A 14,663-nucleotide genomic window follows, 5' to 3' on the forward strand; every position below is an offset into this window, starting at 1 on the left:
CTCACCATAATCAAAAGGCCCGCACAAGCGGGCCTTTTAACGCATCAATTCCATTGCCATAAAAACAATCACCGCGATGACAACCAGCCCCCCGAATACCATCAGAGCCCGTAGCTGCGTGCGCTCATCCAAACGTTTAGCCGCCAAACCACCAATAATCAGCAGCAGCACAATAACGGCCACTTTAATCATTGCTAACCACCTATAATGAGAAATATCTTATAGTATCAATAAATTAGTCGACTTAATGCAATACTGCTCATACTTTAACCAAATTCATCACTCCAACGTCACCATAGAGACGCTCTTGATAATACAGCACTTGATTCTTGCCTTGTGACTTAACCCTGTACAAAACAAGATCTGCCCGTGCAATGGTACTATCAACCGAGTCTTCCACTGCGGCGACACCAATACTAACAGTGACCACACAGCGTTTCTTATCGTCACTAATAACCGTTTGATTTAGCCGCTGTCGCACCTTATTCATTATCGAAGCGGCCTGTTTGCCGCAACTAGCAGGAAACAGTACCGCAAACTCCTCCCCGCCATAGCGCGCCACCACACACTGCTGATCACAAGACTCCTTGAGTATGGTTGCCACCTCGAGGATCACCTTGTCACCAAACAGATGCCCGTGAGTGTCGTTGATCCGTTTGAAATCATCAATATCGAGCATCGCCAGATAGTGACGACTATCGCGCGTCAATTGAGCCTCTACCCGACAGCACAAGTACCGTTTGTTCATCAAGCCTGTCATCGCATCGGTATTCTTGATACGCTGAGTAAGACGAACATGGTTCAATGCACTTTGCGTATAATTGCGCAGGATATTAGCGAACTGTGGCAACAACAACTGAGATGTACGAATATATAGAATACCGATTAGTTTATTTTGGTTAGTCAACGGTACCCTGAGGCAAGACTGACAAGCGAACAATCTCGTGACAAAAGGATCATCATTGAGTGCAGGTAGCCGCTGAATTCGATATTGACTATCGGCAAACAATCCCCTTACCGTCTTCTTATCTATCGCACAATCACTCTGGTATACCTGATAGGTCTGGGTATTCTCATCATATCGTACCAACGCAATTTGAGATGACCCTAACACTTCCCGGACCATTGTCTGAAGCTGGGTATACAATTTATCCATGCTTCGCACTTCATTGAGCTCGCTGCCATATTGGTGGATCCGACGAGAAATCAAAGACAAAAAGAGTGCAAGAAGAATCATTGCAACCAGAGCAACCGTCGAGACCCCCATCCCCAATGTCTGCCACAAAATTTCAGACTGGGCCGTTCCGGAGAAAACAACCCACCCATAGCGCGAAACAGGGTGAAAAACACTGAATTTATCGTTCCCCTGATAGCTATAATTCAGTAACTTAGCCGGGTGATCTTTTTTCCCCGGTAGCGGCAATTGCTCTCCTGTCAGATAACTGACCGACGACGAGGCAATACGTGAGGGGTCGGGATGCATAATAATACGGTTGGTTGCTGCTTCTACGGCATAGAAATAGCCATTTGCCGATGTTTTTAAACCTGCCAGATTGGCGTAAATTTGATTGACATTAATTTCAAGGACAAAACGGATATCACGATGCCGATCATTGAGTACCTTCACAATCGAAACCGTCCAGCTCTCCATACTCTTACTGTAGTAGAGCCGACTCACGTAATACTGCCCTAACGGCGCATCCTTGATATACCAAGGGCGCTCAGAGACTCCCCCATTCACTTGATAGCGGGAGAATCCCCCCGTTGCGACATAATTCCCGTCAGCTAACAGCGCAATTTCCAAGTAGGTATTCTGGCCTTGTAATATTCGTTCTGCAGCCTTAATCACCAATTGTGGATCTTCTTCGGCCAACCACAATTGCTCCAGCAAATATAAATGCCCAGCCGCCGATGAATAATGGTGGCCAAGATACGCACTAGCAATCGTGACATTGTCAGTCGCATGACTAATTTCACGGCCTTTTAAGGTTTGGTATTCATATACAGCCATGTATATCAACGCGGTCATCACCAATGTGACTAGCGGGACGATACATCGCATAAACAATCGAGGTTGAATAAAATTTCGCCTCAATAAGCGAAACATTGATTGATAGTCCATTATAATCAAATTACCTTATTTGCTCTCTTATTGGCATAACTCGAACCAAAAGTTTCAATTGCGAATATCAACGTTAATCCTGATATCCACAGAAAGTAGAGCAAAATACAATACCACTGCATAACTAATGTTTATCTGGGTGGTGTTTCAAGCAGAATGCCTCAATATACCATAAAGACAGGTATACTGTGCAACTTCATTCATTTAGTTGATAATAGAGCATCTAAAACAGCCTACATAAACTCATAGGCTATAAAAAATATCATTTTTTATTCACTTTATAGGAACGTAAAACACAAAAAGGTAGCCAGAAGGTAAATGAAGGGTTAGGCAAATGCACCGACCAGACTACAAATAATATACATCCCCCACCCCAAAAGCAGGAAGCTCTAATAACAACAACCGGTAGTTAGCCTATGAAAGTGATTCAGCGTACTCACTTCTATCTTAAATACCTTTTATTCATTCAAGTATTTGCCTTAATTTGAGTACGCTGAAATCAATCTGAGCTCTGAATTAAATTAGATATACTCAGTATTTCTAAAACGAGAAATTTAATACTAACCCAATATCCAAGATTTATATTTCGAACATTGGATAATTTTTCAACTCAGGGATCATTTCATGTAATGCTTTTTCTTCCTGAGCCAACGACTGCATTGAACCACAAACAGATTCGGCTTCTTTTTTTACCTGTTCAGTATTGGCTTTAAAATCATTATTCAATGTTTTCTCTAACTCAGACATCTTCCCTTTAAAATCACCGAAACTAAGCTCACCTTTCTTCATCTCATTCGTCAATGCCGAAAAAATAGCCGAGGCAGAAGCCAAACTAACATTATCCATCGCAGCCTCAAACTCCTGCCGCCAATCTTTATCCATCACTGAAAATGTATCGGCAGGCATCACAAATTCACCATCTTGGTAGAATTTCGCTTTTGCTTTTGTACTGTATTCATTAATCAGCTGATTAACCGATGCAAACGCCTCTGTCTCTCCGAATGCCTGCCCCAAAGCATTAATTGCAGAATGTGCAAGTTCCGCCCCCTTCTGCGTCAACTCCGGAAGTTTTGGTAGCTCACTCTGTACATGCAAGCTGTAGGCTTCTATGGCCTCCTGCTGCAACGCCGTTAAGTCAACTTTCTCGCCATTGACAAACAATTGGTATTCATCGTCAATTTGCCAGATCGGTTTGCCGTTTTGATATACTTCTACCGTTTTACCTACAATATGAATGTCATTTTGCACATCTATCGGGCATGTCTGAGTTTGTGCATTGGCTGATGCCGATAGAGAAAACAAGTTTGCGCCGATAAGCGCCGAGAGTAGATATTTTTTCATGACTGACCCATTTCCTTTTTATTAAGGCTACTGTCACACTTTTTTACGCTGACGACAAGTCAGGTTCAAACGGACAAAAGCGGTTATGAGTCATTTTTGAACATTGAGAAGCAAGTTGCAGCATACTTGCTCCTGCTAACCTGTTATAATTTTACCGATATCTTAAACAAAACTATCTGGTTTATTGTGGAAAAAGTCGCTATTTTCGTGGATGTACAAAACATCTACTATACCGTTCGAGACACCTACCACTGTAATTTCGATTACAACGCTTTCTGGGCAGAGGCGACTGAGGGTAAGCAGGTTGTGGCTGCCTATGCCTATGCCATCCATCGGGGTGACGAAAAACAACGGCAATTTCAAAATATCCTGAGGGGAATAGGTTTTGAGGTTAAGCTCAAGCCTTTCATCCAACGTAGCGATGGCTCGGCAAAAGGTGACTGGGATGTGGGGATTACACTTGATGTTATCGAACACGCCAACGATGTTGACCGTGTCATATTACTCTCTGGTGACGGCGACTTTTCCTTACTGGTCGATAAGGTACAATCAAAATTTCATACGCCCGTTGAAATTTATGGTGTACCGGAATTAACGGCAAGTTCACTCATTAATGCCGCCGCTTTTTTCCGCGAAATTGACCACAGCTTATTGCTGCAGCGCTAGAGCATCCCTCAAGAAAACTCAGATCTAAAAAATCACAACCGTCTTTCTGTCGATAGAAACTGAAAGACGGTTGTGATTCTTCTTATACAGCCATCGCCTGTTGATCTCGCAACTGACCTATGGCATTTCGAACCATTTTAATTGGAACGATACCGAAATAGAGTGACGCAATAACAACCATTGCAGGGTCAGCATAAACGGCATATTCCGAATAACCCGCATAGGTCATCACACTCGAGGTAATAAAACCAAGCATAACCGCAGCACTGATAACTGTATCCATCATCCACTGTTTAGCCTCAGCTTCCACTAACAACGAACGTGTCCGCTGGCTAAACTTATGCATTAGGGTAAAGGTTGCCAAACAGCCTGCTACGTTGACCACACCAAATAAAAGGGCCATACCACCATCGACTTCACGGCCGCCACTCAAAATGGCATTCACCGCAGAAACCAGTGACAAACCACACATCAGGGTAATCACCATGCCTTTGAAAGCGATAACCATCGGCTCTAGTTTGCCTGATATCTCTTTGTTACGCTTACCAACGGCGGAATGCATATAAGCCGCTGCGCCTAGTGATACTAGGGTCAATGCCAGACTCACCAATGAATAGGCACCGTCGAAAACAATAACTAGCGACCCCATCCATAGACCAAGTCCGATACCCATCAGGGCAAACAGCAACGCAGAAAAAGTAGAAACCGAAAGTAATTTGCGTTCTAAAGCTATATTGATACTCATAATAATCTTTGAGCTGACCGTTTTGTTGTCAGCTTCCTCTTTGTATTTTGATTACAGAATCATAATAACGCTTTATCTAGCATGCAGTGAGTCGCCCAGCGTCGTGTTTTTCGTCGCTGAACTTGCCTCGCTTCCTCGGCCGGATTAATCTATGTTGGCAATATATTTAGATGGCGAATAAAAATGAAAATTCACCAATTGGAAATGTTTCTAGAAACCTGCATCTACGGCTCCATTGCTGAGGCCGCGCGCCGCCTAGGCAAAAGCCGTACCACCGTGAGTGCCTCTATTAACGCATTGGAAGACCAGCTCGGAGTAACGCTACTCCACCGGACTGGCAATCAGGTCATACTGACGGAAATTGGCGAGGCGATCAAAAACGACTGTGAGAGAATGGTAATGATAGCCGGAGATATCCGGGCTAAATGCAGCCAGTCAATGGCCGGTATCGAATCGGCAATCCGCATAGCCAGAGACGATGCGCTACCGGAGCCTTTCTGGCGCCAGCTAATCACTGAAATGAGTTTGCAGTTCCCCACAACGAACGTTTCGGTATATGTCGCACCGCCCCCTGAGCTGCATGAAATGGTCAGCGACAATATGGTCGATGTCGCCTATTGCCTGCTACCAATGACCGATACCCTGCCACACAACCATCACCATATCCTCGGTCAAATCCGAATGATGTCCGTGGTACACAGCAGCCATCCCCTCAGCAAGCTCAGTCGTATCATCAGTGCGGATCTGGCTCGCTACACCGAATTTACCCTGTCCGCCATCGAGGATGACAACCTGGTTGCCGTTGCGCCTGCATCAAGCAACTATATTGCCCTGCCTTTTTACGAACACCTGCGCAATGCCGTTCTTGATGGTACCGGCTGGTCCACAGTCCCTTCCGTGCTTATCAATCCCTATTTGCGCAGCGGCGAGCTGAAAGTGCTCAACCACTACCGGGCGATGAAGTGGCAACCTTATGGCATGATCGTGGGTCAAAATACCAACCTAGGCACACTCAACCAATGGCTCAGTGGCCGTCTGGAGCAGTATCTCAACGAAGCCTCGCTATAACACCTATTATCTAATGCTATTTATTTTGATGGATACGGCAATTTGTTGCAGCTATGAGCCACCTTGCGGGTAAGCGTCTGGCTAGACTATTTGGATAGTGTGGTCTTACTTTGCGCATGATGCGCAACACAAACGCTCGAGGAGGCACTGGCATGCTCAAAAAACTGGTTGCGGAATTTATAGGCACATTTTGGCTGGTACTGGGTGGGTGCGGAAGCGCTGTACTTGCCGCCGCCTTCCCTGACGTAGGTATTGGCCTACTGGGTGTGTCGCTCGCTTTCGGCCTTACCGTTGTCACGATGGCCTATGCGATCGGCCATATTTCAGGCTGCCACCTCAACCCAGCAGTGACAGTCGGACTATGGTCAGGCGGACGCTTCCCTACATCGGAAGTCATTCCGTATATTTTCTTCCAAGTTCTTGGCGCGATTGTCGGTGCTTTCGTACTGTACGTTATCGCCAGCGGACAAGCAGGGTTCTCTTTAGCCGGCGGGCTGGCATCTAATGGTTATGGCGAGCATTCTCCCGGAAACTACAACCTTGTCTCAGGGTTCATCACAGAGTTTGTTATGACCTTTATGTTTTTAATTGTCATCCTTGGGGCAACCCATAAGCTGGCTACGCCAGCAATGGCAGGCTTGGCTATCGGCTTGGCACTAACGCTCATTCACCTTATCAGCATTCCTGTTACCAACACATCGGTTAACCCCGCACGAAGTACCGGCCCAGCCCTCTTAGTCGGTGATTGGGCAATGTCGCAGCTATGGCTATTTTGGCTAGCACCTCTACTAGGAGCCGTTGTTGCCGGATGGGTATACCGCTGGCTTAGCCCGCAGACAGACTAAGCTACATTTTCCTTGCTCCCCCCATTCAAACTCTCTGCCTATTCACATTCAAAAAGGGGCTCGCGCCCCTTCCGTTCGTTTCACCCAAATGACGTCAATAAGCTAGAGTCACATTGCCCGCAAAACCTGAAGCAAAACCTGCACGGGGTGTTTCATCTTGATGTGCTCAAGCCGTTTTACTTGGCTACGGCAGGAATAACCCGTCACCATACAGCGCTCAGGATCCAGCTTGGCAATATTCGGCTGCCAGCTTAATCCATAGACCGACTTAGAGAGTTCAAGCTTATCTTGTTCATGGCCGAATGTCCCTGCCATACCGCAACAGCCAACAGCAACAGGCCGTAACTTGGCACCAAAGTGGGCAAATATTTGTCCCCACTCTTTTTCAGCATTTGGCAGTTTTGTTTTCTCGGTGCAATGGGCAAACAGATACCATTCCTCACCCTGTACAGGCAAAGGCTCACTGCTACCAAGTTCTTCCAGCAGCCATTCATGGGCTGTCAGGACTTGGAAATCCCCCCGCCCGTCACCGAGGATCTCGTTGTACTCATCGCGATAACAGAGCACCAGCGCCGGATCCACCCCGATCATCGGGATCCCAAGCTGGGCCAGCTGATTCAAAAACGCGGCCGTATTCTGAGCCGTCTTGGCAAACTGACGCAAAAAACCCTTGATATGCTGAGCCTTACCATTGGGTTTGAACGGCACCAACATCGGCTTCTTACCCAGTTTGTCAGCCAGCAGCACCAAGTCCTTTACCACATCGGCGTCATAGTAACTGGTGAATGGGTCCTGAACGATCAATAGGTACTTCTCACGCTCCGCAGGCGACAATGCTTCCAGCCACTGCTGATCGAAACGCAAAGCATGATGACCATCGAGACTCTCCATCAACGTCGGTACTGACAACAACGGCATATCAACATATCCGATCGTCTTTGCCGTCAGTTTCTGCGACCAAGATGGCCTCATCAGTGCATTGAAGGTCGCCGGTGCTTTCGCCATCAACGGCAAGTAGCTCTCAACATAGGCAACCAGATAGTCTTTTACCGGTCGCTGGTAACGGCTGTAATACATATGCATAAAGCGTGAACGGAAACTGGGCACATCCACTTTTATCGGACATTGACTGGCGCAAGCCTTACAGGCCAGACAGCCATTCATTGCCTCCATCACCTCATGGGAAAAATCATATTCATCGCGATGTTTACCGAATGTATTGCGAAAACGGTCAATAATGTGCTTAACACTGGGTGCGGTAAGCATCAGCTCCTTTTCCAGCACAACCGGATCGATACCTTGTGCAGCAAGCTGCCGTAACCATTCTCGTACCAGTCCCGCCCGGCCTTTCGGTGAATGGCGACGGTCAGCCGTTACCTTCATCGACGGGCACATTGGCGAGCTATTATCGTAGTTAAAACACAGCCCGTTACCGTTACACTCCATTGCCTGTTTGAAACTATCACGGACTTTCACTGGGATCTGGCGGTCGTAAAATCCGCGCTTGATACTGTCTACCTTCACCAGTTCGGCATCACTGCCAAGCGGGGTGCACACTTTTCCCGGGTTCATCCTATTATCCGGATCAAAAGCCGCTTTTATCCGCCGTAATTCCGTGAATAGCTCATCCCCGAAGAATGCAGGGCCGTACTCGGAACGGTACCCTTTGCCATGCTCACCCCACATCAGGCCGCCGTACTTGGCCACCAGCGCAACCACCTGATCAGACAATGATTTCATCAGACGCTCTTGCTCGGGATCACAAAGATCCAATGCTGGCCTGACGTGTAACACACCCGCGTCGACATGGCCGAACATGCCGTAATCAAGGTGTTTGTCATCAAGTAACTGGCGAAACTCGGCGATGAAATCAGCCAGGTTTTTCGGCGGTACGCAGGTATCCTCAGCGAAAGCGATCGGTTTTTTGCGCCCTTTCGCCGCACCCAGTAAACCCACCGCTTTCTTACGCATGTTATAGATCTTCTGGATCCCAGCCAGATCATCACAAATCTGATAACCAATAATGCCGTTTTGCTGACTGGCCAGCATCTCATCCAAACGCTGGCACAACCCGGATACCAAACTGCTGTTCTCGTCTGCATTGTTACCCGCAAACTCGACCATATTGATGCCCAGCATTTCCTGTCCCGGCACGTCTTCCAACAGATCACTGACCGTGTGCCAGACAATATCCTGCTTGGCCAAGTTCAACACTCGCGAATCCACCGTCTCGACAGACAGGGCCTGTGCTTCAACCATCATAGGTGCATTGCGCAAGGCCGAATCAAAACTGTCGTATTTGATATTAACGAGGGTGCGCGCCTTGGGGATAGGGGTAATATTGAGTTTGGCTTCGGTGATAAATGCCAGTGAACCTTCAGCCCCGCATAACAAACGAGTGACATCAAATTGCTCAAGGCGTTCATCAAATACATTTTTGAGATCATAACCGGTAAGAAAACGGTTAAGAGGAGGAAACTTGGCAAGGATCTGAGAGCGTTTCTGGTGGCATACCCGAGCTGCAGCCTGTACGGCATGAACGGCCAGCTCGCCGCTATCCGATACTACCGCAGGATCCGCCTCTTCCAACAGGTCACCAAAAGGCTGAGGGCCGCTGTACAAAACAGACCCGTCAACCAGAACGGCTTCGAGCCCCAATACATGATCAGAGGTCTTGCCATATTTTAATGACCCCTGCCCCGATGCATCGGTATTGATCATGCCACCGATAGTCGCTCGGTTGCTGGTCGAAAGATCAGGAGAGAAAAAATAGCCGAAGGGACGGAGCGCATCATTAAGCTGATCCTTAACGACCCCCGTCTGTACCCGAACCCACCCCTGCTCGACGTTGATCTCAAGCACCTTGTTCATGTGGCGCGACAAATCAACAACTATGCCCGGGGTCAGCGACTGGCCATTGGTACCCGTGCCGCCCCCCCGAGCAGAAAACGTTATCGTCTTGAAAGCCTGATCTCGGCCAACAGTACCGATAAGAATCACATCAGCGGTATTCTTTGGCAACACAACGGCTTGTGGCAACTGTTGATAAACGCTGTTATCTGTCGCAACGGCCAGTCGGCTGGCATAGCTAATTTCAATATCGCCCTCGAACCCCGCCAGCTCAAGGGCAGTGAGGTAAGACAATACGCGCTCATCGGTACTGTCTCGGTAAGTCAGTGCAGGTAACATTGCTCTCCTTGTCCAGTATCTCGTCGTATCCTACGACTACTGGCCTCCTAAATCTTATTGTCCTGACACTTTACCCTACCGCTACAGGGAAAAAAAGTGTGACCTCAACGACACTTGCCCCTTACCCACGATGCGCCGGCAACAAACCACAAACTCATCAGGAAACAGCCAAATGCATTGATCCCTAAAACAATCAAACTAACGGTTTGTACGGCCGCCAATTCCTCCGTGCCACACCAGATTACAGCTGCACCACCCCCGAGCATCAGCAATGCCAAGATTCGCCCCTTAAGGGTCTCGGGGGCGGGTTGATCAAACCGAACTGCGGTTTCCATCGCAACCATCACTCCCAACATTGCAGAGAATGCATAGGCATGTAATGGATCCAAGGTATAGCTGGCTCCCACACCAACAGCAAACGTCATGCAGAGCCAGAATGTTTTGCTCGTCATACAACGCTGCAAACTGTCTGGATTCATCTCTCGCCATACCGCCCAAGCAGAAACAATAACTAACCCCAACATGATACTCAGCACAGTATCGCTGATAAATTGCACGCCATACCACACACGGACCATCCCTTGTGCCAGTATCAGCATCAACATCGAAGCCATTAACACCCTTTTGTATCGCCCTTTGGTTAGCCTATTTAACCCATACCATGCACCACCCAAAACCATCGTTGCGGTCATCGTATGAGAACTCGGAAAACCAAATCCGTAGGCCTCGATTCTTTGCAATTCAGGCAGGACAAAAAAAGGCCTTGGCGATGCAAACCAATATTTAAGAGTCGACGAGGCCACCAGCATGACCAAAGAAAACAAAAGACATTCAAGCAATACAGAAGTACGGCAGCTTACCGCCACTAATAACCCCAAGCACAGTAATACCCATAATTCACCCGGCTGATTGGCGATAAACATCACCCCATCGAAACCCGCTTGCAGCCAGTGTGGCCAGTTCTCAGTGACTGCTTGGAAGTTAATGACGAACGGTAACTCAATACGATGCAGCATAGATAGTTGATGAGTAAGCGAATCATAGTACTGAATCTGACTTTCAGGCGTTCTTGCCAGCCACTTCGGCAACAAGTTCACATCTTCAGGATAACGATAGTTACTAATATCCAATTGCCGAGGGTCAAGAAGATAGACACGTTCAACTTCAGTGGCAAAATGCTTGGAAAACCATGAAGCAACGATCATGAAGCCATTATGATCCCGAAAATTTGACACAGGAATCGGGCTAGTTGCCACGCACGCATAAACGGCTGCCCGAGAGCGGTATTGCAATAGTTCAACAACCTCAACATCTACGCCCGTTTCTTCCAATACTTCCCTGACAGCAGCTTCTGGTGCTGTATTACCATCATCAATATACCCCCCAGGAAGGGAGTATTTCTGGGTAATCACTTCCGAGAGCATCAACATTTTGTCTTGGTGGCGTATGACACAGACAGAGCCGACAATATGCTTAGGCAATTTAATGCTTGATTCTAATTTAGGATTAGCTGATATCTGACCGCTGATCAGCAAACAACAAATAAAGCCAAGCCAGTAGACAAATTTCATCTTAGTTATATGCTTCCAATGTCAAGCCACCCATTTAGAGGGAAAGATGTGAAAATAAACACAAAATGTATAATATCAATAGCTAGCCCCATAAACCATTGAGAATAATAATGATTCTTTTATGCTCATAATAAAAACCATTTCTATTCCCAAGGCAAATAAATTATGAACAATTCACACCCTCAGAAAATATCAAATCCGCTGCGACCTGAGTTGCCTTCCGATTACTACCACACAAACTTTCTCGAACTTATTCATACCGTCTCAGAACAATATGCAGATTTACTTCGCGAAGAAGAGCAACATTGGGTTGATACCTTTAATCAACTAACGCACACCGCTCAACAACTCTACATCCGCTTGCTTTCTCGCAAAGGAGACATATACCGGCAGGGCAAACTTCACTACACCGAAATTAACAATATTCCAAAAGCTTGCCAGCAACTGGCTAATGCAGAACTCATCTCCGTTATCTCTGAGCATTCACCACATATCGATACATTACGACCAAGGGTTTTCAATCTATTTACCAAGCCCGAGCTTGTCAGCAAATTCCCCCATATTTTAGTGAAAAAAGATCTTCCAAAACCAAAAATAATTGACCTTTTATGCAAGGAAAATATAGAGATAAACGCATGTGGGGAATCTATTATTCAAGTTAGCCATCCACAGTTTCTCACTACCTTTTTACTGTGTTTTTTTGGTAATACCCACCAAACGCTCAGTCAATTTGTTATTTCAGATCTGGGGATCCAGCAGTTTGAAACTTACACGATTGACCGCAATACCCGTTTTTTCAAACATCGACGTGATATGGAGTCCTGGCTGTTATTAAGCTCACTCAACGAGGCGTATTGGCAGGCTAAACAAGAAAAAAATACCGAGCAGTTCAACAAACTCCTGACACAACTTCCGCCACCATTCAGCTGGGCCAAACTTGAAAGGAAGCGCTGTCGGCTGCTCAATCACCTAGCCAGAGAGCTGGAACGCCAAGCGGGCTCTGACTCAACCAAGCTCAAAGCAGCATTGGCACTGTACAAGCAGAACGATTTACCCCCGTCCCGCGAACGGCAGGTACGCATTCTAGATAAACTTGGCGAACACGCAGAGGCTGACTCGATCGCCAAAGAAATGCTCGCCAGCCCACAAAATGAAGAAGAGCGGGATACCGCCACCCGTTTATGCCGCAACCTTGCTCGCCAGCTCAAGCGCCCTTTCACTCCAGCCACAAAACCGCCTATCACTCAGAGTAAACTATCCATCCCCAACACAGATCTTCGGGTCGAACGGGCCGTCGCCGACTATTATGAACAGCAAGGATGGCAAGCCTATTATGTTGAAAATACACTATTTACGGCATTATTCGGTTTGTTATTCTGGGACATCATATTTTCACCCGTAGAAGGCGCGTTTCAGAATCGTTTTCAACGCTCCCCCTACGATATGTTTTCATCAGAGTTCTACCCAACACGCCAGAAAGCAATTGATCATCGTCTAGACATGCTTGAGACTGGTCAATGGCAAAATTGGTCTGTGGTCTACCAATCCAAATATGGTATCAGCAACGACTGGGTTGCCTGGCATTTGGTTTCATCGACTTTGGTCGACCAAGCCACAGCTCTTCTTTCTCCACAAGCATTAAGTGGTATATTCCGCCGTATCCTGTTCGATCCGCGCAATAACCGAAGCGGCTTTCCCGACCTCATTCTTATAAGCACAGATAACATCAAACTTGTTGAAGTCAAAGGACCTGGCGACAAACTTCAACACAACCAAATCCGATGGTTTGAGACATTTACTGAGCTTGGAATTCCGGCTGAAGTGGCTTACGTTGAATGGATATAATGCCACTCAAGATTCCTAGGGTCTCAATCTTCAGTGGCACCAAAGAATAAGCCCTCTCTTTCGTGCCATAACATCCACATGAAGAAGATATTCATGGTTAAAACCGAGACTTCGGTCTAATCTTTTAGAAAAACAGAGGCAATAGCCCAAGAGCTTTCATGATGTTGGTGGCAATCATGAGTGAAACCCGGCAAATACAGAACGTTCGATTCGGCATCAAACACGGCCCGCGAACCGCTTTCATCTCACCGCGAGATCACAATCAATGCAACCCATTCATGTCATGGGATCATTTCGAAGCATCCAAAATCACGGCCAAGCGTCCCTTGCAATACCACGGATATTCTGGCGTTGAAACCCTATGTTACCCCGTATCCGGTAGCTTGCTTCAAAATGACTCTATCGGATCAAGAATCTTAAGAAGCGGTGATATCAATGTCATGAATTCAGGCTCTGGGATGATCCAACGTAATACCTTACTCCCACACAATGGACATATTGAAACCTTTAGCCTGTGGACCGCTCTACCTGCAGGCAAAGAAGAAATGGCAAACGCAGCCAGCCAGTCATTCCCGACTCAATCCCTACCACTTGTTGAAGAAAAAGACAGTACAACGAAAGTACTGCTTGGCAACTACCATGCTGCGACAAGTCCTGGAAGCTGCCGCACTCCCGTCACATTACTCGATATTATTATTTCCCCGTATGGAAATTGGCACTTTGCCCCACCGGAAAACCTCACCCATGGATTCATCTATATCCGTTCGGGTTCTGTCTACATTTCAGGACATCAACTACACCCTAGTCAAATGGCAACGCTTAAACCTTCTCACCTCGAAATTTTACTAAAAACAGGAAAAATCGGGGCGAGGCTTTTTGTTGCATTAGGTAAGCCTCTGCAGCAACCATTTTTTACTAATCGAAACTCAGTGCATTCAAGCCCAGAAAACGAGTCAAAATCAACCCAAAACATTATGCAACTTTTAGCAAAGAGGCCGTGACGATTGCAGCCTTTTCAACATATATGGTATCCGGATCACAAATCTCACCATTCAATTTTTTGACACCACCCACGTCACCTTCAATCATTTTTGAGTCAAATAAGCAACAAAATAAGAGAAAATATATCAACCTCGAGCAAAACACGTTCCATAAACAACACCAGCGTCAAATTCACAAACACAGACCTCGCAACAACATACCCAAAAAGCCCAAACAAATAAGTATCCATCCCTATTTGGAATTTTCGGACATTTTTTAATCCATGAAAA

At 46.6% G+C, this 14,663-nt stretch carries 11 protein-coding genes; 5 read left to right on the forward strand and 6 right to left on the reverse strand.

Translation table 11 applies throughout. From position 1 onward, the window contains the following. Positions 1–36 precede the first annotated feature (36 nt). From ABT56_RS23825 to ABT56_RS01265, 3 genes are all read right to left on the reverse strand, one after another. A complete protein-coding gene (locus ABT56_RS23825; protein WP_157037761.1) occupies positions 37–192 on the reverse strand; it encodes a hypothetical protein in 156 nt (51 codons plus the stop codon). Between the two features lie 67 nt (positions 193–259). Then, complete coding sequence (locus ABT56_RS01260; RefSeq protein ID WP_047877038.1) at positions 260–2,062, reverse strand: diguanylate cyclase; 1,803 nt, start codon at positions 2,060–2,062, stop codon at positions 260–262. A 639-nt stretch (positions 2,063–2,701) separates the two neighbouring features. Then, positions 2,702–3,463: a DUF2884 family protein gene (locus ABT56_RS01265; protein WP_047877039.1), complete on the reverse strand. Its 762-nt coding sequence runs from the start codon at positions 3,461–3,463 to the stop codon at positions 2,702–2,704. A 186-nt stretch (positions 3,464–3,649) separates the two neighbouring features. Here ABT56_RS01265 and ABT56_RS01270 point away from each other — a divergent pair, with 186 nt between their 5' ends. Next, positions 3,650–4,129 carry a LabA-like NYN domain-containing protein gene (locus ABT56_RS01270; protein WP_047877486.1) on the forward strand — a complete coding sequence of 160 codons (480 nt, stop codon included), beginning with the start codon at positions 3,650–3,652 and terminating at the stop codon, positions 4,127–4,129. 82 nt (positions 4,130–4,211) lie between these two features. On the opposite strand, the gene ABT56_RS01275 is transcribed toward ABT56_RS01270, so the two are convergent. After that, the gene (locus tag ABT56_RS01275) at positions 4,212–4,874 is read right to left on the reverse strand and encodes a cation efflux transmembrane domain-containing protein (protein WP_047877040.1); all 663 of its coding nucleotides are present in this window, start codon (positions 4,872–4,874) and stop codon (positions 4,212–4,214) included. Between the two features lie 183 nt (positions 4,875–5,057). Here ABT56_RS01275 and ABT56_RS01280 point away from each other — a divergent pair, with 183 nt between their 5' ends. Both ABT56_RS01280 and aqpZ read left to right on the forward strand, forming a co-directional pair. Continuing rightward, positions 5,058–5,942, forward strand: a complete 885-nt coding sequence (locus ABT56_RS01280; protein WP_047877041.1) for a LysR family transcriptional regulator — start codon at positions 5,058–5,060, stop codon at positions 5,940–5,942. A gap of 152 nt (positions 5,943–6,094) precedes the next feature. Then, the gene (gene aqpZ / locus ABT56_RS01285) at positions 6,095–6,787 is read left to right on the forward strand and encodes an aquaporin Z (RefSeq protein WP_047877042.1); all 693 of its coding nucleotides are present in this window, start codon (positions 6,095–6,097) and stop codon (positions 6,785–6,787) included. A 108-nt stretch (positions 6,788–6,895) separates the two neighbouring features. On the opposite strand, the gene ydiJ is transcribed toward aqpZ, so the two are convergent. Both ydiJ and ABT56_RS01295 read right to left on the reverse strand, forming a co-directional pair. Further along, positions 6,896–9,976: a D-2-hydroxyglutarate dehydrogenase YdiJ gene (gene ydiJ, locus ABT56_RS01290; RefSeq protein ID WP_047877043.1), complete on the reverse strand. Its 3,081-nt coding sequence runs from the start codon at positions 9,974–9,976 to the stop codon at positions 6,896–6,898. 104 nt (positions 9,977–10,080) lie between these two features. After that, positions 10,081–11,547, reverse strand: a complete 1,467-nt coding sequence (locus tag ABT56_RS01295) for a phosphatase PAP2 family protein (RefSeq protein WP_053062350.1) — start codon at positions 11,545–11,547, stop codon at positions 10,081–10,083. 165 nt (positions 11,548–11,712) lie between these two features. Here ABT56_RS01295 and ABT56_RS01300 point away from each other — a divergent pair, with 165 nt between their 5' ends. Beyond that, positions 11,713–13,392, forward strand: coding sequence for a VRR-NUC domain-containing protein (locus tag ABT56_RS01300; RefSeq protein WP_047877044.1), 1,680 nt, complete (start codon positions 11,713–11,715; stop codon positions 13,390–13,392). A gap of 158 nt (positions 13,393–13,550) precedes the next feature. Then, positions 13,551–14,393, forward strand: coding sequence for a pirin family protein (locus ABT56_RS01305; protein ID WP_240478231.1), 843 nt, complete (start codon positions 13,551–13,553; stop codon positions 14,391–14,393). The last annotated feature ends 270 nt before the right edge of the window (positions 14,394–14,663 follow it).

The organism is Photobacterium aquae (assembly GCF_001029445.1).
GTDB lineage: Bacteria > Pseudomonadota > Gammaproteobacteria > Enterobacterales > Vibrionaceae > Photobacterium > Photobacterium aquae.